Source organism: Streptomyces daliensis (genome assembly GCF_054782395.1).
Window position 1 is genome coordinate 126,055 of the sequence record NZ_BAAGSO010000054.1, and the last position, 23,525, is coordinate 149,579.

Sequence of the window (23,525 nt, forward strand, 5' to 3'; positions counted from 1 at the left end):
TACGCGCTCGCCCCGCGCCCCCGCCCCTCCCTTCCCCGGCCGGGGGCTGGCAGGATGCCCGCCCATGGTCAGCCTCCGTTTCCCCGGCCGCTCCGGCCGCTCCCGCACAGAGCGCGACGCCGCCACCGGCGGGCCCGCGTCGCGCCGCCGTCGTGCGCGGGCGCTGCGCGCCGCCGGGGCGGCGGCCGTCGTGCTCGGGCTGCTGGCGTGGTGGCTGGCACCGGGCGGCGGCGCGACGCCCGGGGGGACCGTCACCTTCGCGACGGGGGTGCCCACGGGCGTCTACGCGCGCTACGGCACCCTCCTCAAGGAGCGGCTGGCCCGCGAGCTGCCCCGGGTGGACCTGCGCCTCCAGTCCAGCCAGGGCTCGGTGCAGAACATCGACAGGGTCGCCTCGGGCAAGGCCGCCTTCACCATCGCGGCGGCGGACGCGGTGGCGACGTACCGCGCGAAGCGGGGCCCGGGCGCCGACCGGCTGCGCGCGTGCGCGCGGCTCTACGACGACTACATGCAGCTCATCGTCCCCGCGGGCTCCACGGTGCGCAGCGCCAAGGACCTCAAGGGGCTCTCCGTCGGCGTGGGCCAGGAGCGCTCGGGGGTCAATCTGATCGCCGGGCGGCTGCTGCGCGCGGCCGGCCTGGACATCGAGCACGACGTGCACGCGGTGCGCGCGGGGATCGACCACATGCCGGAGCTGATGGAGGACGGCGAACTGGACGCCTTCTTCTGGTCGGGCGGCCTGCCGACGACGGCGGTCGAGCGGCTCGCCGCGCGCTCCGACATCCAGCTCGTGCAGCTCGGCGATCTCGTCCCCGCGCTGCACGCGCAGCAGCCCGAGACCCGCTACTACCGGGCCGCCGTCATGCCGCCCGACGCCTACCCCTCCGTCCAACGGGGCGAGTCGGTGAAGACCGTCGCCATCGCCAACCTCCTGGTCACCACGGACCGCACGGACGCGGCGCTGACCGAGGGCATCACCCGCTCCGTGATCGGCAGCAGGGACCAGATCGGGCGCGAGGTGCACGCGGCACAGAAGGTGGACCTGCGTACCGCGATCTACACCGATCCGCTGCCCCTGCACGAGGGGGCGCGGCGCTACTACCGGTCCGAGAAGCCGTAGCCGCTGCTGCCCTCCTGGACAGGGCGGGCAGCCCCCGGCAGGGACACGGGCCGGGCGGGTGGGAGGCATCGCGAGTCTTCGGGCGCCGCCCGGCAGGGAAAGCCCTCTGGAGCCCCTGCCGACGACCACCATCGGAGCCGCCCGTATGCACGATGACCGCAGCATCGTCGAGGACCGCCTGCGCCGCGTACTGGACGAGCGGATCAGGCCCGCCGTGCACGGCGCGCCCGTGCCGCTGACCGTCGAGCGCTGGGAGGCCCCCGGCGAACCGGTGGACGTCCAGGAGGGGCTGGCAGCGCCCTACGAGCCCGCCGAGGTGGGCCGGACGTGGGGGCCCGCCTGGGGGACGACCTGGTTCCGGGTGACGGGGCACGTGCCGCGCGAGTGGGCGGGCCGGACCGTCGAGGCCGTGCTGGACCTCGGGTTCGACCGGAACATGCCCGGCTTCCAGTGCGAGGGGCTCGTCTACCGGGCCGACGGCGAGGCCGTGAAGGGCCTGCATCCGCGCAACGACTGGGTGCGGGTCGCCGAGCGCGCCCGGGGCGGCGAGGCGGTGGAGCTGTTCGTCGAGGCCGCCTCCAACCCCATCGTCAACACCCCCCAGACGCCGACGTACGAGGGCGACCGGCTGACGGCGGGCAGCGAACCCCTCTACCGGCTGCGGCGCATGGATCTCGCCGTGTTCGAGACCGGGGTGTGGGAGCTGGTGCAGGACCTGGAGGTCGCCGGGTCGCTGATGCGGGAGCTGCCGCTGGAGGACGCGCGCCGCTGGGAGCTGCTGCGCGCGCTGGAACGGGCGCTGGACGCGGTGGACCTGGCCGACGTACCAGGCTCTGCCGCGCGGGCGCGAGAGGCGCTCTCAGGGGTGCTGGCGGCCCCGGCCCGCGCGTCGGCCCACCGGATCAGCGCCGTGGGGCACGCGCACATCGACTCGGCCTGGCTGTGGCCGCTGCGCGAGACGGTGCGCAAGGTGGCGCGTACGGCGTCGAACATGGTCGCCCTCATGGACGACCACCCGGAGTTCGTCTTCGCCATGTCGCAGGCGCAGCAGCTCGCCTGGATCAAGGAGCACCGCCCCGAGGTCTACGCGAAGGTCAAGAAGAAGGTGGCCGAGGGGCAGTTCGTGCCGGTGGGCGGCATGTGGGTCGAGTCGGACACCAACATGGTCGGCGGGGAGGCCATGGCCCGGCAGTTCCTCTACGGGAAAAAGTTCTTCCTGGACGAGTTCGGCATCGACACCCGCGAGGTGTGGCTGCCCGACACCTTCGGCTACACGGCGGCCATGCCGCAGATCGTGAAGCTGGCGGGCGCGAAGTGGTTCCTGACGCAGAAGATCTCCTGGAGCCAGACCAACAAGTTCCCGCACCACACCTTCTGGTGGGAGGGCATCGACGGCACGCGCGTCTTCACGCACTTCCCGCCCGTCGACACCTACAACTCCGACCTCGGCGGGCGCGAGATGGCGCACGCGGCGCGCAACTACCAGGAGAAGGGCCGCGCCTCACGCTCCCTCGCGCCCTTCGGGTGGGGCGACGGAGGCGGCGGTTCCACCCGCGAGATGCTGGCGCGCGCCGCACGCCTGCGGGACCTGGAGGGCTCGCCCCGGGTCACGGTCGAGAAACCGGCCGCCTTCTTCGAGAAGGCCCACGAGGAGTACGCGGACGAGGCGCCCGTGTGGGTGGGCGAGCTGTATCTGGAGCTGCACAGGGGCACGTACACCTCGCAGGCCAAGACCAAGCAGGGCAACCGGCACAGCGAGTCCCTGCTGCGCGAGGCCGAGCTGTGGGCGGCGACGGCGGCGCTGCGCGTCCCCGGGCACGCGTATCCGTACGAGGCGCTGGAGCGCCTGTGGAAGACGGTGCTGCTGCACCAGTTCCACGACATCCTGCCGGGCTCCTCGATCGCCTGGGTGCACCGCGAGGCCCGCGAGACGTACGCGCGGGTGCGCTCCGAGCTGGAGCGGATCATCGGGGAGGCGCAGACGGCGCTCGCCGGTGAGGGCGCCGAGCCGGTCGTCTTCAACGGCGCCCCGCACACGCGCGGCGGCGTCCCCGCGGGCGGCGCGCTGCCCGCCGTGCGGGAGGACGCGGCGCGGGAAGGGGGCGCGGGGGGCGACGCGCCCGTCGCGGCGGAGGAGCGGCCCGGGGGCGGCTGGGTGCTGGCCAACGGGCTGCTGCGGATCGAGATCGACGGGCGAGGGCTGGTCGTCTCGGCCCGCGATCTGCGCGCCCGCCGCGAGACTGTGGCCCCCGGCTCGGCCGCCAACCTCCTCCAACTGCACCCGGACCTGCCCAACCACTGGGACGCCTGGGACGTGGACGCCTTCTACCGGAACAACGTGACCGACCTGGTGGACACCGACGAACTGACCCTCACGGAGAGCGGCGGGCGGCGCGCGACGGTCCGGGTCGGCCGCTCCTTCGGCGACTCCTCCGTCACGCAGTTGCTCACCCTGCGTGCCGGTTCCCGCGTGCTGGACATCGACACGGAGGTGGACTGGCACGAGAGCGAGAAGCTGCTGAAGGCCGCGTTCCCGCTGGACGTGAAGGCGGACAGGTCGGCGGCCGAGACCCAGTTCGGGCACGTCTTCCGCGCCACGCACACCAACACCACCTGGGAGACGGCGAAGTTCGAGATCTGCGCGCACCGCTGGCTCCACGTCGAGGAGCCGGGCTGGGGCGCCGCGCTCGTCAACGACTCGACGTACGGGCACGACGTCACCCGCGACATGCGCGAGGACGGCGGCCAGACCACCACGGTGCGGCTCTCCCTGCTGCGCGCCCCGCGCTACCCGGACCCGGAGACCGACCAGGGCGTCCACCGGCTGCGCTACGCGCTCGCGCCGGGCGCGTCCGTGGGCGACGCGGTGCGCGAGGGGCACTGGATCAACCTGCCCGAGCGCACCGTCACGGGCGAAGGCGGGCCGGTGGCGCCCCTGGTGAGCGTCGACGACGACCAGGTGGTGATCGAGGCCGTCAAGCTCGCCGAGGACCGCAGCGGCGACGTGGTGGTGCGCCTCTACGAGTCGCACGGCGGCCGGGCCCGCGCGGTGCTCACCCCGGGGTTCGCGCTGGCCTCGGCCACCGGGACGGACCTGCTGGAGCGCCCGCTGTCCACCGCGCCCGCGTACGAGCCGACGCCGGACGGCGGCATCGAGGTGGCCCTGCGCCCGTTCGAGATCCGGACGCTGCGGCTGTCGCCCCGCTAGGGGCGGGCCGGGTACGGCCGGGCGCGGGGGTGTCCGCCCTCGCGCCCGGCCCGCCCGGTCACCCGGCCGTCCAGCCCTACAGGGCCGTCCGTCAGTTGACGGTGAGCGTCTTGGCTACGCTCGGCACCCCCTGGGAGCCGAGCGCGAACAGCAGGTACGTGCCCGGCAGTGCCACGCCCGGGTCGTCGGGGATGTCCAGCGTGTAGGCGCCGGTGCCCGTCCGGGTGAAGTCGAGCGGGACGCGGCGCTGGTCGTTGTCCGTGGAGTGCGTCGCCGCACCCGTCCTGACCAGCGAGAAGGCGGTGACCTCCCGGTTGGTCGTCAGCGGTACCGAGGCTCCGTGGTCCACCCTGGACGGCGGGGTACTGGTGATCACGGGACGGGACTTCTCCGTACCGTCGGCGTTCAGCAGATAGGGCGGCGTGAACACGGCGCCGTCCATGTGGTTCGTCGCGCAGTCGCCGCAGAGGCCGCCGCCGCCCGTGAAGATCCGTCCGTCGGGCAGCAGGTTGGCGACGCTGTGGTAGTTGCGGGGCACCGCCATGCTCGCCATGCGGGAGAACCGGCCCGTGGCCGGGTCCCAGATCTCGGGGGTCATGGCGGAGGTCGCGTCGCTGAAGGGCACGGGGTGGGACTGCCCGCCGAAGACGGCCACCTTGCCATCGGGCAGCACGACGCTGTTGGAGAAGGCCCGCGCGTAGGACATGTCCCCGGTGCGGGCGCTGACCGGCTGGCCGCCGCCGCTCGCGTCCACCGTGTACGCGCGCCGGGTGGCGTTGACGTTCTCGTACGCGGTGGCGCCGCCCAGGGTGAGCAGTTTGCCGACGTCGTACGCGACCGCGTTGCCGTTCATCGCGTCCTGGCTGTCGGCCCGGTTGCCCGCCGAGGTGACCGAGCCGCCGCCCTGGGTGCCGATCCAGTTCATCTGCTTGCTCGGCCCGAGCTGGAGCACCCTGCCGCCCGAGGCGGCGTGCAGCCACTGGTGGTTGTCCGCGCGGTAGGGGCCTGCCGGGTCGCCGGTCATCGTGGCGGTGACGGGCACGCCCGGCAGGGTGCGCCAGGTGCCGGTGTCCTTGTCCCACACCTCGCCGCCCTTGTTGCCCGCGCCGCCGCTCCAGGAGCCGCCGAGCACGAACGCGTCCCCGTCGGAGAGCAGGGTCATGGCCTGGTAGCCGCGCGGGATGTTCATGTCGGCGGTGGAGGTCCAGGCGTCGGTGCGCGGGTCGTAGAGGCTGGCGCGTTCGGCGTTGCTGCCCCCGGTGACCAGGACGCGTCCGTCGTCGAGCACGGCGATGCCGGGGCAGAACATGTCGTGCCCGGTGTTGTCGACCCTGCGCTGGGTCACCTCGCCCGTGGCCAGGTCCATGAGGGAGGTCTGGGTGTAGCCGTTGCTGCCGCCGAACCTGTCCACGCCGTACGCCGACCAGGCCAGCAGCTTGTTGTTCGGCAGCACGGCCGTGGCCACGGGGACCAGCGGGAAGCCGGTGACCCTGCCCCAGGAGCCCGCCGTCGCGGGGTTCGCCGGGCCGCTGAGCCGGATCTCGGCCGCCGAACTCCACGGGCCGCGCCCGCCCGCCTCCGTGGTGGCCGTCAGCCGCACGTAGCGGGCGCTGACGGGGGCGGTGAACGTGGTGCTCTTGACCGTGTCGTCGTCCTTCCACGTCCCGCTCGCCACGGGCGCGCCGAAGGTCTGCCCGTCGGTGCTGGTGGCCACGGTGTACGCGCCGATCCGGCCGTTGGCGCCCGATCTGCGGGGCTCGTAGGAGAGCGCGGAGACGGTCCGGGTGCTGTGCATGTCGAGCGTGATGCTGTGCGGCAACGGCGCAGCCGTGCCCGACCACTTGCTGTGCCACAGCGTGTCGGACTCGCCGTCGAGGACGTTCGCGGCGCGGTTGTCCGCGCTCGCCGTCTCCTCGTCGCTCGCCGTGGCCGTCCAGCCCGTACGCGGCAGGTCCACGACCGAGGCGGGCAGCCCCGGGTCGCCCAGCAGGTTCAGCTCGGCCGCCGAACTCCACGGGCCGCGCCCGCCGGCCTCCGTCTGCGCCGTCAGCCGTACGTAGCGTGCGCCGCGTGCCGCGAAGCTCAGCGTCTTCACGGTGGCGTCGTCGGCGAGGGTGCCGGTGGCCACGGCCTGGCCCCAGCTCTGGCCGTCGGTGCTCAGGTGGATGGCGTACTCGCCGATCCGCCCGTTCGCACTGCCGGTGCGCGGGCGGTAGAGGAGCGCCGAGACGACCTCGGTGCGGTGCATGTCGAGCGTGATGCTGTGCGGCAACGGCGCCGCCGTGCCCGACCACTTGCTGTGCCACAGGGTGGCGGGGTCCCCGTCGAGGACGTTCGCGGCGCGGCCGTTCTCGCTCGCCGTCTCCTCGTCGCTGGCCGTGGCCGTCCAGCCCGTGCGCGGCAGTTCGGGCGCGGCGGGCTCCATCGCGGAGGCCGGTGCCTTCTGGTGGTGCGGTGCGGGCGGGGGCGCGGTGCCGCCGGGCGAGGGGGGCGACGCGCGACCGCGGGCGACGGCAGGGCCGTCACCCGCGGTGACCAGCGGCGCGAAGGCCGCGAGGACCGCCAGCACGGCGATCAGCAGCAGTCCCCGGGATCTGAGCCGGGACAGTCCGCGTGCACACGTCGACGACAACATCGGGCCCCCCTTGGGCGAATGGGTCGCGTCGCGTGGTCCCGTAGCGAGGGTCACGTCGCGCGGCACATGCCTCAGTGGGGCGTGACCATGCCATCGCGGAGATGCCCCGTATAGGAGACATCCCGCCATATTCGTTCGAGGGGTGGGACACGGGACGCGGGCGGGTGCGGGCGGAGGACGGCCGGGGCGCGGGCGGGGCACGCGGGGCGCGTGGAACTCCGGGGCTCAGTCCGCCGCGCCGCCCGGCTCGTTGCGCGGCACCGTGATCACGACGCGCAGCCCGTGCGGCTCGCCCCGCGCGAAGGCGAGACCGGCGCCGCCCGCGGACAGCAGCGCGCGCGTGATGGAGAGGCCGAGCCCCGAACCGGAGACGTTCTGGTGCCGCCCGCTGCGCCAGAACCGGTCCCCCACACGCTCCAGCTCGCTGTCGCTCAGCCCCGGCCCGCCGTCCGCCACCGTGACCGTGACCCACTCCCCCTCCGGTGCCACCGTCACCGTCACGCCCTCCCCCTCGGGCGTGAACTTCACGGCGTTGTCCACCACCGCGTCCAGCGCGCTGGACAGCGCCACCGGGTCGGCCCAGCCCGTCACAGCGGACTGCCCGGCCGAGGCCAGCGTGACGCCCTTGCGCTCGGCGACGGGCCGCCACGCCTCGACGCGCTCGGCCGCCACCTCGGCCACGTCGGTGAGCCGCAGGTCGGCCGCTGCGTGCTCTGCCAGCGCCAGGTCCAGCAGATCGTCCAGCACCCGGGCGAGACGCTTGCCCTCGGCCTGTACGGACGCGAACTCCTCGTTGCCCTCCGGAAGCTCCAGGCCGAGCAGTTCGATGCGCAGCAGCAGCGCGGACAGCGGGTTGCGCAACTGGTGCGAGGCGTCGGCGACGAAGGCCCGCTGCTGCTCCAGCACCTCTTCGACGTTGTCGGCCATCTCGTTGAAGGAACGCGCCAGCCGCCGCAGCTCGGGCGGCCCCCCGGAGGCCGCGACCCGCGACTTCATCTCGCCCGTCGCGATCTCGTGCGCCGCCCGGTCCAGCGTCCGCACAGGGCGCAGCACCCAGCCCGTCAGCCGCAGCGCGGCGCCGACGGCCAGCAGCATCGCCGCCGCCTCCCCCGCCGCGATGGGCAGCCAGCTCCGCACGATGCGCGACCGCATCTGCCCCGTCGGCGAGTCCGTGAAGACGACGGCCGCGACATCGCCGTCCCTGATGACCGGCGAGGCGACGGCGATACGCGCCCGCTGCCACGGCCACACCTGGCCCGGGTCGTGGCTGCGCCGCCCGGCCAGCGCCTCGGCGAACGCCCTCGCGCCCTCCCCCTCGTCCGGTACGCGCCAGCCCCCGGGCGCGGACGCCATGGCACGGCCGTCGCGGTAGAAGACACCGGCGCGGATTCCGTACAGCTCCTGGTAGCGGTCGAGTTCGTCCCGCAGGGTCGCGCGCCGCTCGCTCGCGTCGCTGGGCTCCGTCACGAACTGCGCCAGCGCGGCGAAGCGTGCCGTGTCGTCGATCCGGTCGACGACCACGCGCTGCTGCTCGGCCGCCGCCTGGCTCGCGGCGAGCGGGAAGCCGAGCGCGAGGAGCACCCCGGCGAGCAGGATGATCAGGAGCGGGAGGAGGCGGGTGCGCACGTGTGGTCCGGTGTTCCCTGGCGGCTACGCGGCCGGGGAGACGAGGCGGTAGCCGACCCCGCGCACCGTCTCGATGAGCGCGGGCAGGCGCAGCTTGGACCGGAGCGACGCCACATGCACCTCAAGGGTGCGGCCCGTGCCCTCCCAGCTCGTACGCCACACCTCGCTGATGATCTGCTCCCGCCGGAAGACGACGCCCGGCCGCTGCGCGAGCAGCGCCAGCAGGTCGAACTCCTTGCGGGTGAGCGCGACGGCGTCGCCGTCGACGTGCACCTGCCGCGTGGGCAGTTCGATGGTGACCGCGCCCAGCCGCAGGGTCCCCTCGCCGCCGGAGGGGGCCTCGCCGCCCTTGCCGCCCTCCGCGCCCTCCTCGGGGGGCGTGCGGCGGCTGACGGCGTGGATGCGGGCGAGGAGTTCGCCGGTGTCGTACGGCTTGACCACGTAGTCGTCGGCGCCGAGGTTGAGGCCGTGGATGCGGGACCGTACGTCGGCGCGGGCCGTCACCATGATCACGGGGGTGGTGCTGACGCGGCGGATGCGCCCGCACACCTCGAAGCCGTCCTGGTCGGGCAGCCCCAGGTCCAGGAGGACGACGGCGAAGGGCGACGCCTCCTCGCCGGGCAGCAGCTCCTTGAGCGCCTCCGCGCCGCTGCGGGCGTGGACGACGGTGATGCCGTGCCGGGCGAGCACGGCGGAGAGCGCGGCGGCGACATGATCGTCGTCCTCGACGAGCAGCAGTCTCATACCGGCCCTCCCTCATGGCGAACGGCGCTCAGCGAACGGCGTCGACGAACAGCGTCGGCGAATGGCGTCCGACGCGTGGCGCGCGCGATGCGATGCGATGCGCGGCGTGCCGCGCGCGGTGCACGACGCACTGCATCCACGCCTATGCGCGCAGGTGAGTCAAGGGGCTGCCGGTCACGCGGAGGTTTCCGTTATGTAGCCGGTACGACACCGGGGAGACCTTCCACGTCCTCTTCACCCAGTGTGCCCGGTTGCGGCCGGATCGTTATGCTCAATTTCCGCTCAGATGTAATGACGCTGGTGGCAGCATCTCATTAGTGTCCTCGCAACCGACGAGGACGGAGCTACACGCCGATGAGCGAAGTATCGGTGACCAAGGACGCCGTGCCGACGGCGGACAAACTGGTCGTACTGGACAACGTCAACAAGCACTTCGGTGCGCTGCATGTGCTCCAGGACATCGACCTGACCATCGCGCGGGGCGAGGTCGTCGTCGTCATCGGACCCTCGGGGTCCGGGAAGTCCACGCTGTGCCGCACCATCAACCGCCTGGAGACCGTCGACTCCGGAAGCATCGCCATCGACGGCAAGCCGCTGCCCCAGGAGGGCAGGGAGCTGGCGAAGCTGCGTTCCGACGTCGGCATGGTCTTCCAGGCGTTCAACCTCTTCGCGCACAAGACCGTGCTGGAGAACGTGATGCTCGGCCAGGTCAAGGTCCGGCGCACGGACAAGAAGGCCGCCGAGGAGAAGGCGCGCACCCTGCTCGACCGGGTGGGCGTCGGCAACCAGGCCGACAAGTACCCCGCGCAGCTCTCCGGAGGCCAGCAGCAGCGGGTGGCCATCGCCCGCGCGCTGGCCATGGACCCGAAGGTGATGCTCTTCGACGAGCCGACCTCCGCACTGGACCCCGAGATGATCAACGAGGTCCTGGAGGTCATGAAGCAGCTCGCGGAGGAGGGCATGACGATGGTCGTCGTCACCCACGAGATGGGCTTCGCCCGCTCGGCCGCGAACCGCGTCGTCTTCATGGCGGACGGGCGCATCGTCGAGGAGGCGACCCCGGAGCAGTTCTTCAACAACCCCCGGAGCGACCGGGCGAAGGACTTCCTCGCGAAGATCCTCCACCACTGACGCGCGGTCACGGACGCACGGCCACGCCTCCGCGAGGCCACCACCGTCGCGGCCGGCCGCACCCCGTACCGCATCGCATCGCACCCGCGCTCCGCGCCCGGCCGGCGACGGCCGGCGGCCCCCGAAGACTCATCAAGCAAGGGATGTTCACCATGAAGTTCCGCAAAACCGCCGCCACGGCGGCCGTGGTTCTCACTGTCGCCCTGTCCGCCACCGCCTGCGGCGGCAAGGAGGGGTCCGCCGGTGACAAGCCGGGCGGCGACACCGACGCCAAGGCGCTGCCGAAGTACGAGGTCGCCAAGGACGCCAAGGTCGACTCCCCGGTGTGGGAGAAGGCCAAGAAGCGCGGCAAGCTGATCATCGGCGCCAAGGCCGACCAGCCGTACCTGGGCTTCCAGGACCAGTCGACCAAGAAGTACGAGGGCTTCGACATCGAGGTCGCCAAGATGGTCGCCGCCGACCTGGGCTTCGACCCGGAGAAGGACGTCGAGTTCAAGACCATCGACTCCTCGATCCGTGAGACCGCCATCTCCAAGGGCCAGGTCGACCTGATGGTGGGCACCTACACCATCAACGACGAGCGCAAGAAGCAGGTCGGCTTCGCGGGCCCGTACTACATGGCCGGACAGGACCTGCTCGTCCGCAAGGACGAGAAGGAGATCAAGGGCCCGGACAGCATCAAGGGCAAGAAGGTCTGCTCGATCACCGGCTCGACGCCGCTCCAGAACATCAAGGACAACAAGTCCAAGTACGGCGCCACCCCGGTCGAGTTCGGCAAGTACACCGACTGCGTCAAGCAGCTCCTCGACGGCCAGGTCGACGCCATGACCACCGACGACGCGATCCTCAAGGGCTACGCGGCCGAGCGCCCCAGCAAGCTGAAGGTCGTCGGCGAGACCTTCAGCGAGGAGCCCTACGGCATCGGCCTCAAGAAGGGTGACAAGGCGCTCCAGAACGCCGTCACCGACGCCGTCGAGGCCCACCAGAAGGACGGCAGCTACAAGAAGGCGTACGACGCGACGCTGGGCCGCTCGGGCTCCAAGTTCGAAGAGCCCCCGGCCCTTGAGCGCGACTGACGGCTCACGCCTGACGCCTGACGGCTCACAAATAACAGCTGACGGATAACGGCTGACAGTTGTCAGACAACAGCTGACAGATTTCGTTATCCGTCACCTGTTACCCGTCGCCCCCGCCACACCGTCCCGTACGCCCGCCTCCCGGGCGGGCGTACGGGACGCGTCGTTCCGGCGCCCCTCCCTCCCCTTCCCGTACTCCCAGCCGCTCCCGGCTCACCCGCGTCCATCGCGAGGTACTTGAATGAATGTGCTCCTCGACCACTTGGACCTGTTCCGCGACGGATTCATCGGAACGGTCTCGCTGACCGCTGCCAGCGGGCTGCTCGCGCTCGTGCTGGGCGTACTGATAGCGGGCTTCCGGGTCTCGCCCGTACCGCCGCTGCGCGCGTTCGGCACCGCCTGGGTGACCCTGCTGCGCAACACCCCGCTGACGCTGCTCTTCCTCGTGGCGTTCTTCGTGCTGCCGCAGATCCTCTTCCCCGGCATCAGCTCGTACGTGCTGGGCGTCCTCGCCCTCGGCTTCTACACGTCCGCCTTCGTGTGCGAGGCCGTCCGCTCCGGCATCAACACCGTCCCGCTCGGCCAGGCCGAGGCGGCACGCAGCATCGGGATGACCTTCACGCAGACACTGCGCATGATCATCCTGCCGCAGGCGACCCGCACGGTGCTCCCGCCGCTGAGCAGCATCATGATCGCGCTGACGAAGAACTCCGCGATCGCCGGTGCCTTCAACAACCCCGAACTCTTCAGCGTCCAGAAGGTGCTGAGCGACAAGGGCTTCAACGTCATGGTCATCTTCCTGTGGGTGGCCCTCGCCTACCTGGTTCTCGTCTTCCTCATCAGCGGCCTCTTCCGGCTGCTGGAGCGGCGGATGGAGGTCGCCCGATGAGTTCGTCCGTCCTCTACGACGCCCCTGGGCCCAAGGCCCGCGCCCGCAACCGCGTCTACGCCGTCCTCGGCACCGTGGCCATCGCCGCGCTGCTCGTCTTCGTCGTCATCCGGCTGGCCGACAAGGGCCAGTTCGCGGGTGAGATGTGGGACATCTTCAACTACTCCGGCATCCGCACCTCCATCGCCAACGGCATCGTCAGCACCCTCCAGGCATTCGCTCTCGCCGGAGTGCTCTCCCTGGTGCTCGCCGTGCTGCTCGTCGTGGCGCGCCTGTCGGAGCACAAGCCCGTCAGCCTGCTGGCGACCGGGTTCATCGAACTGTTCCGCGCCGTCCCGCTGCTGATCACCATCTACGTGCTCTGGGTGGGCTTCTTCACCAGCGAGCCGATGTGGGCCGTGGTCCTCGGACTCACCCTCTACAACGGCGCCGTCCAGGCGGAGGTCCTGCGCGCGGGGATCAACGCGGTGCCCAAGGGGCAGAGCGAGGCCGCGTACGCGCTGGGCATGCGCAAGACCCAGGTGATGACCACGGTCCTCATCCCGCAGGCCGTGCGCTCCATGCTGCCGACGATCATCGGCCAGCTCGTGGTGACCCTCAAGGACACCTCGCTCGGGTTTGTCATCACCTACGAGGAGCTGCTGCGGGCCGGTCAGCTCCTGGCCTCCAACACGATCGTCAACGGCGACAACCCGTACGTCCCGATGATCATCGTCGTCGGCGCGATCTACATCGCCATGTGTCTCGTGCTGTCCGCGTTCGCCAACTGGATCGAGCGCCGCGGGCGCCGCGCCAAGACCGGCATCGCCGTGGCGGAGACCGGGGCCGCGGACACGCTGGAGGCCCCGGCGGCCCCCGAGCCGCCCGCAGGAAAGATCGGCTGACCGAGCCGGAGGGCCGACCGGACCGCGGAGACCGGTCGGCCCGATCGGCCCGGTCAGCGCAGTCAGCGCGGCCGGCCCGGTCAGCGCGGTGACCGGGAAACGGCCGAGCCGGCCCGGCGACGGAGAACGGCCGAGGTGGGGCGGCGGTACGGACGTATCACGACAGGTCCGGACCGTCGCCCCCGCAGCTTGACGCATGACCAGGCACTAGGTTGCATACGTTCTGTGATCGCGCACCGGGCTCCATCGGCTCCAACTCTCCGCCCCCGTACGGCTCGTACCCCACGGACCGCCCCGGAGACGGACGCGTGAGCGAGTCCGAGGTCATCGTCGTCGGCGCGGGGCCGACCGGACTCGCGCTCTCGCTCGCCCTCGCCCGCCACCACGTCCCCTCCGTCGTCCTGGACGCCACGGACGGCGAGGTCGTCCCGCGCGCGGCCCGCACCTGCGTACTCAGGCCGGACACGGCCGCCTGCCTCCCGCCCGTCCCCGGCGCCCGCTGGTCCGCCTGGCGCGCCCAGCGGCGGCGCCAGCTCGTACGGCGCGTCGAACTCGACGAGGAGACCTCCCCCGTACACATCGAGCAGCACACCGTCGAGCGCTCCCTGCGCGCCGCGCTCGACGAGGAGAAGCTCGCCCGCGTGGTCACGGGCAGCCACCTGGACATCCTCGAACAGGACGCCGACGGCGTCACCGCGCACACCCGTGGCGCGGGCGGCACATGGTGGCGGGGCAGCTATCTGGTCGGCTGCGACGGCGCACGCTCCACGGTGCGCAAGCTGCTCGGGGTGAGGTTCACGGGGCGTACGGCCGTCGAACGGCACGCTGTCGCCGCGCTGCGCACCCGCCTCCCCTGGGACGGGGAGGCGCTGCTGCACCGGGACCTGGGCGGACGGCCCGGCGAGGTGACGGCCCGGCCGCTGCCAGGGGGCGTATGGCGGCTGGACTGGCTGCTGCCGCCACGGGGCGACCTGGTCACACCCGACGAACTGCTCCACCGCGTCCATACGACCCTCGCCCAGTGGTACGGCACCGACAGCGCGGACGCCTCGGCCGTCGGCCCGTACGAACTCCTCGACACCGGCGTCTACACCACCCACCAGCGACTGGCCCGGCGCTGGCGCGTCGACCGCGCGTTCCTGGCCGGGGACGCGGCCCATCTGATGGGGGCGCTGGGCGTCCAGTCCGTCGACGAGGGGCTGCGGGACGCGACCAACCTCGCCTGGAAGATCGCCCACGCCTGGCACCACGGCGACCGCCCGCCCCACCCCCAGCACCCCACCGGGGCGACGACCAGCGGGCTCGGCGAGGCGACCGAGGCACTGCTGGACAGCTACGAGGCGGAACGCCGCACCGCCGTCGCCGCCCGGCTGCGCGCCGTCGACCAGGCCATGACCGTGGTACGGCGCGGAGGCGGCGGACTGCGCGCCCTGCTGCCCGGCGGTGGCGCCCGCTCCCACCTCGGCCTCCTCACGGACGGCCATGTGGGCAGCGGACTGCTGGGCGCGCCCCCCGCCTACGAACGGTCCCCGCTGACCCTGCCACGGGGCGCCGTCGCCTCGGTTCCCGTGGGTACGGCTCCGGGCTCGCCGGTGCGCGATGTGCCGGTGACCGCCCTGAACGGGCAGCAGGTGCACCTGCGTGAGCGGCTCGGCGGCGTGGGGGGCGAACTGCTGGTGCTCCTGGTGGCACCTGGCACGGGGGTGTGGGACAGCCGCCACTGGCTGTCGGCGGGCATGATGCCGGAACTGGCCGCCTCCGTCGACGCCCTGCCGCTGCGCGCGGAACTGCTGGTGACGGAGAGCTATCCGGGCGCCGCCGCCCACACGGTGCTGGTCATCCGCGCCGACGGCCACCTCGTCGCCGCCCTCCCCGGCATCCGCACCGGCGAACTGCGCGCCTGCGTCGACGCCGTCACCGGCCGCACCGCCGCCACTGCGCGGGCCGCCGCCCTGGAGAAGTCACGGGAGAAAACGCGGGAGAAGGCGCACGAGAAGACACGGCCCCCGGGGAAGGACGACGCGGCCGGGAAAGCAGGGAAGGCCGGGGCATCGGGGAGGGGCGGAGCCGGAACCGGGCGGGCGTGAAGGGCGCGGGGCGTGAGGGTGTGTGAAGGGGTGTGGCCCTGCAAACCCCCGTGTTGCAGGGCCCCCACCCCTCCCCCTCCCCCCACCCCCGTCAGTTGCCCCGTCCCCCGTCCCCCGTCGGTGGTCGTCAGTGGTCCGGGAGGTGCTGTTCCAGCTCCTCCGGGTCCTCCCCCTCGTCTTCCAACGCCTGTCGCACCACGCGCAGCGCGAGCCCTTCGCCGTACCCCTTGCGGGCGAGCATCCCCGCGAGGCGGCGGATCCGCTTCTCCCGGTCGAGGCCCCGGGTGGAGCGCAGCTTCCGGTCCACCAGGGCGCGGGCCGTCTCCGCCTCCTGATCGGCGTCGAGCTGCCCGATCGCCTCCTCGACGAGGGCGGAGTCCACGCCTTTGGTCCGCAGCTCACGGGCGAGGGCCCGCCGGGCCAGCCCGCGACTGTGGTGCCGCGATTCGACCCAGGCGTCCGCGAACGCCGCGTCATCGATCAGCCCCACCTCCTCGAAGCGGGACAGCACCTCCTCCGCGACGTCCTCGGGCACCTCCCGCTTGCTCAGTGCCTCGGCCAGCTGCTGCCGGGTGCGAGCGGTCCCGGTGAGCAGCCGCAGACAGATCGCACGCGCCCGTTCCGCGGGGTCCTGCGGCTCCTGTGGAGCACCCTCCCCCTTCCCTTCGGCCCCCCGTGGCCGTGAGAAGTGCGAGGTACGCGGTGGCCCTGTCCCGGCCCTCGACGAGTCAGGGCCACCGCTGTCTTCGTGTTCCGGCCAGTGGGTGCGCCGTGTCACGGATCAGCTCTTGGCGGCGGAGGACTTGGCCGCCTTGGCCTTGGAGGCCGGGGCGGGCACGGTCTTGGCCGCTTCCGCAGTGCCCGGGGCCCCCTCCGCCCCCGCACCCGCGGCGTCCGCGCCGGGCTCGGCCGCGGGCTCCTCCGGCCGCACGCCGATGCCGAGCTTTTCCTTGATCTTCTTCTCGATCTCGTTGGCGAGGTCGGGATTGTCCCGGAGGAAGTTCCGGGCGTTCTCCTTGCCCTGGCCGAGCTGATCGCCCTCGTACGTGTACCAGGCGCCGGACTTGCGGATGAAGCCGTGATCGACGCCCATGTCGATCAGGCCGCCCTCGCGGCTGATGCCCTGGCCGTAGAGGATGTCGAACTCGGCCTGCTTGAAGGGCGGCGCGACCTTGTTCTTGACGACCTTGACGCGGGTGCGGTTGCCCACGGCCTCGGTGCTGTCCTTGAGGGTCTCGATGCGGCGGATGTCGAGCCGCACCGAGGCGTAGAACTTCAGGGCGCGGCCGCCGGTCGTGGTCTCCGGCGAGCCGAACATCACGCCGACCTTCTCGCGGAGCTGGTTGATGAAGATCGCGGTGGTCTTGGAGTGACTGAGCGCACCGGTGATCTTGCGCAGGGCCTGGCTCATGAGCCGGGCCTGGAGGCCGACGTGCGAGTCGCCCATCTCGCCCTCGATCTCCGCGCGCGGGACGAGCGCGGCGACCGAGTCCACGACGATCAGATCGAGCGCGCCGGACCTGATCAGCATGTCCACGATTTCCAGCGCCTGCTCGCCGTTGTCCGGCTGGGAGAGGATCAGGCCGTCGGTGTCGACTCCGAGCTTCTTGGCGTACTCGGGGTCGAGGGCGTGCTCGGCGTCCACGAAGGCCACCGTGCCGCCCGCCTTCTGGGCGTTGGCCACCGCGTGGAGAGTCAGAGTCGTCTTGCCGGAGGACTCCGGGCCGTACACCTCGACGACCCGGCCGCGCGGCAGGCCGCCGACGCCGAGGGCCACGTCAAGGGCGGTGGATCCGGTCGGGATGACTTCGATGGGCTCGTTCGGCCGCTCGCCCATGCGCATCACGGCGCCCTTGCCGAACTGCCGTTCAATCTGCGCGAGGGCGGTTTCAAGCGCCTTCTCGCGGTCGGTTTCTGCCATGGGTGCCACCCGGTTTGCTTGAGTCGATCGCTTCACGTTCAGAGACGCTAGCGGCTGCCACTGACAATCGGCCCGGACCCGCTCCCGTCCGGAGCGTCCGGAGTGGGGGAACTCGCCGAGGACACCTATAAGAATCCATGTTCGATATTTGAGTCAAGCCACTCCCTGAGCCTGTGGATAACTCATGAAACCGCAGGTCAGAGCGACCCTCTTCGTTGCGGGGAGCAGCTCAGGCAGCTTCTTCGCAACTTCGGGAACCGGTTTCCGAGCGCTCGGAAATCCCCGGAAAACGGTCTTCGCGCCGCCGGAAACCCGGTTCAGGATCGGAGACTGATCAGGTGCGGCGGCGGATCCGGTGCCGCCGTACCTCGTGGGCCCGCGGGTCGGTCACGTCGTACCGCTTCACGTAAGCGCCCAGGAACCCCTGGAGGGTCGCCGTCGCCGGGATGGCGATCAGCGCGCCGATCACTCCCATCAGCGCGGTGCCCGCGATCACCGAGCCGAAGGCGACGGCCGGGTGGATGTCCACGGTCCTGGCGGTGATCCTCGGTTGCAGCAGGTAGTTCTCGAACTGCTGGTACACCACGACGAAGGCCAGCACCCACACCGCCGTCCACGGGTTGACGGTGAACCCGAGCAGCATCGGCAGGGCTCCGGCGATGTAGGTGCCCACGGTCGGGACGAACTGGGAGACCACGCCGACCCAGATGCCCAGCGCGGGCGCGTACGGCACGTCGAGCAGTTCGAGGAAGAGGTAGTGCGCGACGCCCGAGACCACCGCCATGAGGGCGCGCGAGTAGATGTAGCCGCCGGTCTTGGCGACGGCGATCTCCCAGGCCCGCAGCACCTCTGCCTGCCGAGCGGGCGGCAGCACGGAGCACAGCGCGCGCCGCAGCCTGGGCCCGTCGGCGGCGAAGTAGAAGGCGAACAGGAAGACCGTCAGCAGTTGGAAGACGGCTCCGAGGACGGTGGCGGACAGGCCCCACACGTTCTCGGCGTTGTCCTGGAGGTAGCCGCGCAGCCAGTCGGAGTGCAGGACGTTGTCCTGGAGCTTGCCGACGTTCAGGTCCGCGTGGAAGGTCTGGTTGATCCAGACGACCACGTCGTCCACGTACGAGGGAAGGTCGTCGATGATCCGGGTGATCTGGTCGGCGAACACCGAGCCGAGCGCGCCGAAGAATCCGACGGTCAGCGCGAGCAGCAGCAGGAAGACGACTCCCGTGGCGAGTCCGCGGCGCATCCCGCGCGCCACGAGCCGGTTCACGGCGGGTTCCATGGCCAGCGCCAGGAAGAAGGCGATCAGGACGTTCAGCAGCAGTCCGACGAGCTGGTGGAAGGCCCAGCTCGCGAGCTGGTAGCAGCCCACGAGGGCCAGGGCGAGCACGAAGGCGCGGGGCAGCCAGCGCGGCATGCCGCTGTGGCCAGGCTCCCGCCGGCCGCCGTCCGCGTGCGGTCCCGTGTGCAGGGCCGCGCCCTCACCGCGGCCGGCACCCGAGCCACGCGCCGCGTCACCGTCACCCGCGCAACGCGTCGCGCCGTCGCGGGTCGCGCCGTCGGCCCCTCCACGGGGCGCACCGCCACCGGTACCTTCGTCGGCCATGGTCCCCCCGCCGGTCCCCTCGCCGCCGGTCTCCGCGCGGCCCTTCCGCTGCCCTTCCGGGCCGCCCGGCGCGTTCCGGGCCTCGTCTTCTGGCGCTCCCACGGTGCAAAGTCTCGCTCACGGGGTCAGGCGCCCGCCGCGCGACTCACCTCTTGTCGGCCGGAACGTCCATGGCGGCGCACACGGCCCGCCAGACGTCCTTCGCCTCCCACCCGGCGTCGAGTGCCTCGCGGACAGTACGCCCGCCCAGCTCGGCCATCACGTGGTCCCGCGCGAAGGAGTCGGCGTAGGAACCACCGAAGTGGTCGGCCATCCGCTCCCAGAAGTCCGTCAACCGCATGCCTCCAGTATCCCGCCCACAGGGGGCCTCCCGTCCGGTCCCGTGACCGGGCAGCCGCTTGCGCCTACGGTCGGACGATGGTCCCCACCTCAGCGACGCCCCTCTCCCGGGCCGAACACTTCGTCTGGCTGACCGCGCGCGTGCTGGAGCAGCGGCGGTTCGAGCACCACTTCCTGGGCGGCGACGCCGACACCGTCGAGACGGCGCTCGACGCGTACCGCAATTCCGACGGCGGTTACGGGCACGCGCTGGAGCCCGATCTGCGCGGCCCGGTCAGCCAGCCGCTGCACACGGCCACGGCGCTGCGGGTGCTGGACGGGATCGGGCGCTGCGGAGGGCAGCGGGTGGAGCGCGTCTGCCGCTATCTGACCGGTGTCTCCACGCGTGAGGGCGCGCTGCCCGCGCTGCATCCCTCGCTGCGCGGCTATCCCTCAGCGCCCTGGATCCCCGTCGTGGACGATCCCCCCAGCGATCTGCTCGCCACGGGGCCCGTCGTCGGGACGCTGCACCGCAACGACGTGTGGCACGCCTGGCTGTTCCGGGCGACCGACTTCTGCTGGGCCACGGTCGAGGGGCTGGAGACGACGCACCCGTACGAGGTGCACGCGGCCGTCGCCTTCCTGGACGGCGTCCCCGACCGGCCGCGCGCGGAGGCGGCGGCCGAGCGGCTGGGACGGCTCGTACGGGAGCAGCGGCTGGCGGTGACGGATCCGGAGCGCGAGGCGGAGTTCCCCGTCGCGGAGGGCTACGCGCCCGGCGAGTACCACTACGTCACCGACTTCGCCCGTGAGCCCGGCTCCCTGGCGCGGCGCTGGTTCACGGACGAGGAGATGGCGCGCGGTCTCGACGCCCTCGCGGCGCGCCAGTGCGAGGACGGCGGCTGGCCGGTGAACTGGCGGCTGTGGGCGCCGGGGACGGAGCTGGAGAGCCGTCCCCGGCTGACGGTCGAGGCGCTGCTGACGCTGCGTGCCTACGGGCGCGCGATCTAGACGGACGGTCCGCGTCCGGTTCCGGCCCGGCCCCTGGGCCCAGGTCTGGCTTCCGGTTCCGGGGCCGAGGCCAGGCCCGGGTCCCGGTGCGCGGCAGGAGCCCTGCTCCGGCGGCTCCTACGGCTGCTCCGGCGCGCCCGCCTCGCCCCGCAGCAGCAGTGCCGCGAGGGCGAGGGCGGTGCCCCGGGGTGCGGAGAGGTCGAGGCCGGTCAGCTCGGTGATCCTGGCGAGCCGGTTGTCGACGGTGTTCGGGTGGACGCCCAGCAGCCTGGCCGTGTCGCGGCGCCGTTGGGACTGTTCCAGATGGACGCGGAGGGTCCCGGTCAGCTCCGGGCTGCCGCCGAGCGGGTCGAGCAGCGCGGCGATGGCGCCGCTGCTCGCGTCGCGGCGCGACAGATGGAACTCCAGCAGCACGTCCTCCAGCCGGTGCAGCCCAGGTGGCAGCCCAGCGGCGCGTGCCACCCGCACCACCTCGGCCGCCGTACGGGCGGCCTGCGGCACCTCGTCCGGCGTCCGCGCGGAGACGGCCGCGGCGCGCACCGGGCCGCCGCTCGCCCGGCGCAGCCGGTCCATGAGGCCGGGCGGCGGTTCGGGGCTGCCCGGCACCACCGCCTTGCCGATGCCGCCGTCGTGCGCGCCGTCGAGGAGCGATGCGACCTCCGTACCGAAGGCGTGGTCGAGCACCGTCTGGACGCGGCGCAGCACGCGGCGGCGTGCCACGGGCGAGTCCTGCCCCGACGACGCGGGGACAGCCAGGGCGAGCACCAGGCAGGCACCGCCAGGCTCCAGGCCGAGTTCGGCCAGCCGCCCACTGCGCCCGTCACGCCCGCTGTGAGTGTTGCCGACGTTCCCTTCCGCTTCCCGTGCGGCTCTCTCTTCCGCTTCCTCCTCCGCGTGGTCCGCCGCGCTGTCCGGCGTCCCCGTCCCCCGTGGGCACGGTGGCGCGGCGCCCGTGCCCGCCCCCAGGGAGCCGTCGAGCAGGGCGCGGACCAGGGAGCGGCGGTGTTCGCGGCGCTCGGCGTCCAGGGCCGCGCGTTCGTCCATGTATGCCTGGGCGACGGCTCCGATGGTGCTCTCGTGCGTGCGGAGCAGGAGGTCGGCGAGTTCCGTGAGCGCGGCGTCCTCCCCGGGGCGGGCTGATTCGCGCAGCGCCTGCCAGAGCACGTGGACGCCCATGGAGTGCGAGCGCAGCAGCAGATGGAGCGGAACTCCCTCCTCCGCGCGCTGGGCGGCGCGTTCGCGGAAGAGGCCGTTGTCGCCGTGCCGGGCGTTCGGGTCGCGGACGCGGCGCATGAACAGCCGCATCCCGTAACGGGCCGTCGCGGCGATCTCCAGGTCCTTCATGTCGCCGGGGATGGCCGCGTACCCGGGAATCCGCTCGAAGGCGTCACGTGCCATGCGGCGGGCCAGTTCGTTGACGCGGGGCTCGCAGCGCAGTGCCAGCTCCCGTGCCGCGTCGGACAGCCCCGCGACGCCCCCGTCTGTGCCGCGCTCGTCCTCGCCCGCCGCACCGCTGCCCGCGGCGTTCCCGCGCTCCGCCACGGCACGCACCTCCTCCCTGGCTCCCCTGACTCCCTGACGGGCCCCGACGCCCCCTGGTGGCTCTCCGATGCCCGACAGGAACGCCCGCCTTGTGATGCGTCACATTACGCACGGCTCCCTCGTGTGACGAGAGCGGATGTCGGCGTTCCGGGTGTCCGGCCGAGACTCGGGAAACACCTGGTGATGGCGGCACAAGCCCGGCCCAGGTCCAGCACACGCCCATGGAACGCAGAAGGAGCCGCCCGGTATGACGCAGCACAAGGAGAACGGCGACGGGTATCTCGACTACGCGGAGCGGGTCTGGCGGGGCGAGGAGACCCTGCTGCCGCATCTGACGGGGACGTACACGCGCCCCGAGCTGGTCCGGATCGGCGAACGCGCCGGGTTCTTCCCCGCGTTCGCCAACGTGGCGGTCTTCGACTCGGGCGACGGCCTGGTGCTCGTCGACTCCGGGGACTTCCGTACGGCGAAGACACTGCACGCGGCCGTACGGGACTACTCGGACGCGCCCGTCCGTACCGTCGTCTACACGCACGGCCACGTCGACCACGTCTTCGGTGTCGCGCCCTTCGACCAGGAGGCCACGGAACAGGGAGTTCCGCTGCCCGAGGTCATCGGGCACGAGGCGGTGTCCGAGCGCTTCGACCGCTATGTCAGCACAGCCGGTTACAACTCCTGGATCAACCGCCGCCAGTTCGGGGTACCCACGCTGAACTGGCCGACCAGCTACCGCTACCCCGACACCACCTACCGCGACCGGCTCACCGTGCGGCACGGCGACCTGACCTTCGAGCTGGTCCACGCGCGCGGCGAGACGGACGACGCCACGTACGTGTGGATACCCGAACTGCGCGTCCTGTGTACCGGGGATCTGTTCATCTGGAACAGCCCCAACGCGGGCAACCCGCAGAAGGTGCAGCGTTACCCCGAGGAGTGGGCGCGGGCGCTGCGGGCGATGCGGGAGCTGGGCGCGGAGGTGCTGCTTCCGGGCCACGGCGTGCCGATCACCGGCGCCGACCGGGTCAGCCAGGCGCTCGGCGACAGCGCGGCGCTCCTGGAGACCCTGTGCGAGCAGACCCGCACCCTCATGAACGAGGGCAAGCGGCTCGACGAGATCGTGCACACGGTCAAGGTGCCGCGCGAGCTGCTGGAGCGCCCGTACCTCCACCCGGCGTACGACGAGCCGGAGTTCGTGGTCCGCAACCTGTGGCGGCTGTGGGGCGGCTGGTACGACCAGAACCCCGCCCATCTCAAGCCCGCCCCCGAGCGCGACCTCGCCGCGGAGCTGGCGGCGGCGGCAGGCGGCGCGGGCAGGCTCGCCGAGCGCGCCATGGGGCTCCTGGAGCGCGGGGAACTGCGGCTGGCCGCACACCTGGCGGAGACGGCGGCCCAGGCGGCCCCCGAGGACCGGGAGGTCGCACGGGTGCGGTCCGAGGTGTACGCGCGGCGTGCGGAGGCCGAGACGTCCACCATGGCGCGCGGCGTCTTCCACTGGGCGTCGGCCGAGGCCGCGGCGGTCGCCGAGGGCACGGACACCGCGACGGAGCTGACGCGCAGCGCGGAGGGGGCGCGGCGCGCGGCGGGCGTCATCGGCGTCGGTGAGGTGTCCGGGTCCGCGACGGACAAGGCGGGTACCGAAGGCGCCGGGGAGGGCGCCGGGGGCGGGGGCCGCTCCCCGGGGCACGGCGCGTGACCCCGGGGCGTCGCGGCGCCGGGGGTGGTCGGGACGGTGG

The 23,525-nt window shown here is 72.4% G+C and carries 17 protein-coding genes; 9 read left to right on the top strand and 8 right to left on the bottom strand.

Annotated elements, in window-relative coordinates:
* The first annotated feature begins 64 nt into the window (after positions 1-64).
* The gene (locus ACYVOO_RS11460) at positions 65-1,120 is read left to right on the top strand and encodes a TAXI family TRAP transporter solute-binding subunit (protein WP_461015541.1); all 1,056 of its coding nucleotides are present in this window, start codon (positions 65-67) and stop codon (positions 1,118-1,120) included.
* A gap of 145 nt (positions 1,121-1,265) precedes the next feature.
* Positions 1,266-4,328, top strand: coding sequence for an alpha-mannosidase (locus ACYVOO_RS11465; RefSeq protein WP_461015542.1), 3,063 nt, complete (start codon positions 1,266-1,268; stop codon positions 4,326-4,328).
* Positions 4,329-4,419: 91 nt separating this feature from the next.
* Here the strand turns inward: ACYVOO_RS11465 and ACYVOO_RS11470 are convergent, their stop codons facing one another.
* The 3 genes from ACYVOO_RS11470 to ACYVOO_RS11480 all read right to left on the bottom strand — a co-directional run bounded on the left by ACYVOO_RS11470 (position 4,420) and on the right by ACYVOO_RS11480 (position 9,333).
* Positions 4,420-6,963, bottom strand: coding sequence for a discoidin domain-containing protein (locus ACYVOO_RS11470; protein ID WP_461015543.1), 2,544 nt, complete (start codon positions 6,961-6,963; stop codon positions 4,420-4,422).
* A 225-nt stretch (positions 6,964-7,188) separates the two neighbouring features.
* On the bottom strand, positions 7,189-8,589 hold the full coding sequence (locus ACYVOO_RS11475) for a sensor histidine kinase (protein WP_461015544.1): 1,401 nt from the start codon (positions 8,587-8,589) through the stop codon (positions 7,189-7,191).
* Between the two features lie 24 nt (positions 8,590-8,613).
* The gene (locus tag ACYVOO_RS11480; RefSeq protein WP_453346728.1) at positions 8,614-9,333 is read right to left on the bottom strand and encodes a response regulator transcription factor; all 720 of its coding nucleotides are present in this window, start codon (positions 9,331-9,333) and stop codon (positions 8,614-8,616) included.
* Positions 9,334-9,687: 354 nt separating this feature from the next.
* Between ACYVOO_RS11480 and ACYVOO_RS11485 the strand changes: the two genes are divergently transcribed.
* From ACYVOO_RS11485 to ACYVOO_RS11505, 5 genes are all read left to right on the top strand, one after another.
* Positions 9,688-10,464, top strand: coding sequence for an amino acid ABC transporter ATP-binding protein (locus ACYVOO_RS11485; protein ID WP_453346729.1), 777 nt, complete (start codon positions 9,688-9,690; stop codon positions 10,462-10,464).
* Positions 10,465-10,616: 152 nt separating this feature from the next.
* On the top strand, positions 10,617-11,540 hold the full coding sequence (locus ACYVOO_RS11490) for a glutamate ABC transporter substrate-binding protein (protein ID WP_461015545.1): 924 nt from the start codon (positions 10,617-10,619) through the stop codon (positions 11,538-11,540).
* 241 nt (positions 11,541-11,781) lie between these two features.
* Positions 11,782-12,429 carry an amino acid ABC transporter permease gene (locus tag ACYVOO_RS11495; protein WP_461015546.1) on the top strand — a complete coding sequence of 216 codons (648 nt, stop codon included), beginning with the start codon at positions 11,782-11,784 and terminating at the stop codon, positions 12,427-12,429.
* Positions 12,426-13,313: an amino acid ABC transporter permease gene (locus ACYVOO_RS11500; protein WP_461015547.1), complete on the top strand. Its 888-nt coding sequence runs from the start codon at positions 12,426-12,428 to the stop codon at positions 13,311-13,313. Before ACYVOO_RS11495 ends, ACYVOO_RS11500 begins: the two co-directional genes overlap by 4 nt.
* Before the next feature lie 308 nt (positions 13,314-13,621).
* Entirely contained in the window at positions 13,622-15,400 is a 1,779-nt protein-coding gene (locus ACYVOO_RS11505; RefSeq protein ID WP_461015548.1) for an FAD-dependent monooxygenase, read from the top strand.
* Positions 15,401-15,527: 127 nt separating this feature from the next.
* Here the strand turns inward: ACYVOO_RS11505 and recX are convergent, their stop codons facing one another.
* The 4 genes from recX to ACYVOO_RS11525 all read right to left on the bottom strand — a co-directional run bounded on the left by recX (position 15,528) and on the right by ACYVOO_RS11525 (position 19,261).
* Positions 15,528-16,178 carry a recombination regulator RecX gene (gene recX / locus ACYVOO_RS11510; protein ID WP_461015549.1) on the bottom strand — a complete coding sequence of 217 codons (651 nt, stop codon included), beginning with the start codon at positions 16,176-16,178 and terminating at the stop codon, positions 15,528-15,530.
* Positions 16,179-16,181: 3 nt separating this feature from the next.
* Positions 16,182-17,321 (bottom strand): recombinase RecA, encoded by a 1,140-nt coding sequence (gene recA, locus ACYVOO_RS11515; protein WP_453346735.1) that lies wholly within the window; start codon positions 17,319-17,321, stop codon positions 16,182-16,184.
* A 334-nt stretch (positions 17,322-17,655) separates the two neighbouring features.
* A complete protein-coding gene (locus tag ACYVOO_RS11520; protein WP_461015569.1) occupies positions 17,656-18,732 on the bottom strand; it encodes an AI-2E family transporter in 1,077 nt (358 codons plus the stop codon).
* 334 nt (positions 18,733-19,066) lie between these two features.
* Positions 19,067-19,261 carry a DUF3046 domain-containing protein gene (locus ACYVOO_RS11525; protein ID WP_453346736.1) on the bottom strand — a complete coding sequence of 65 codons (195 nt, stop codon included), beginning with the start codon at positions 19,259-19,261 and terminating at the stop codon, positions 19,067-19,069.
* A 77-nt stretch (positions 19,262-19,338) separates the two neighbouring features.
* Here ACYVOO_RS11525 and ACYVOO_RS11530 point away from each other — a divergent pair, with 77 nt between their 5' ends.
* Entirely contained in the window at positions 19,339-20,250 is a 912-nt protein-coding gene (locus tag ACYVOO_RS11530; protein ID WP_461015550.1) for a hypothetical protein, read from the top strand.
* 117 nt (positions 20,251-20,367) lie between these two features.
* Here the strand turns inward: ACYVOO_RS11530 and ACYVOO_RS11535 are convergent, their stop codons facing one another.
* Positions 20,368-21,792: a PucR family transcriptional regulator gene (locus tag ACYVOO_RS11535; protein ID WP_461015551.1), complete on the bottom strand. Its 1,425-nt coding sequence runs from the start codon at positions 21,790-21,792 to the stop codon at positions 20,368-20,370.
* A 247-nt stretch (positions 21,793-22,039) separates the two neighbouring features.
* Here ACYVOO_RS11535 and ACYVOO_RS11540 point away from each other — a divergent pair, with 247 nt between their 5' ends.
* A complete protein-coding gene (locus tag ACYVOO_RS11540) occupies positions 22,040-23,485 on the top strand; it encodes an alkyl sulfatase dimerization domain-containing protein (protein WP_461015552.1) in 1,446 nt (481 codons plus the stop codon).
* Positions 23,486-23,525 lie beyond the last annotated feature (40 nt).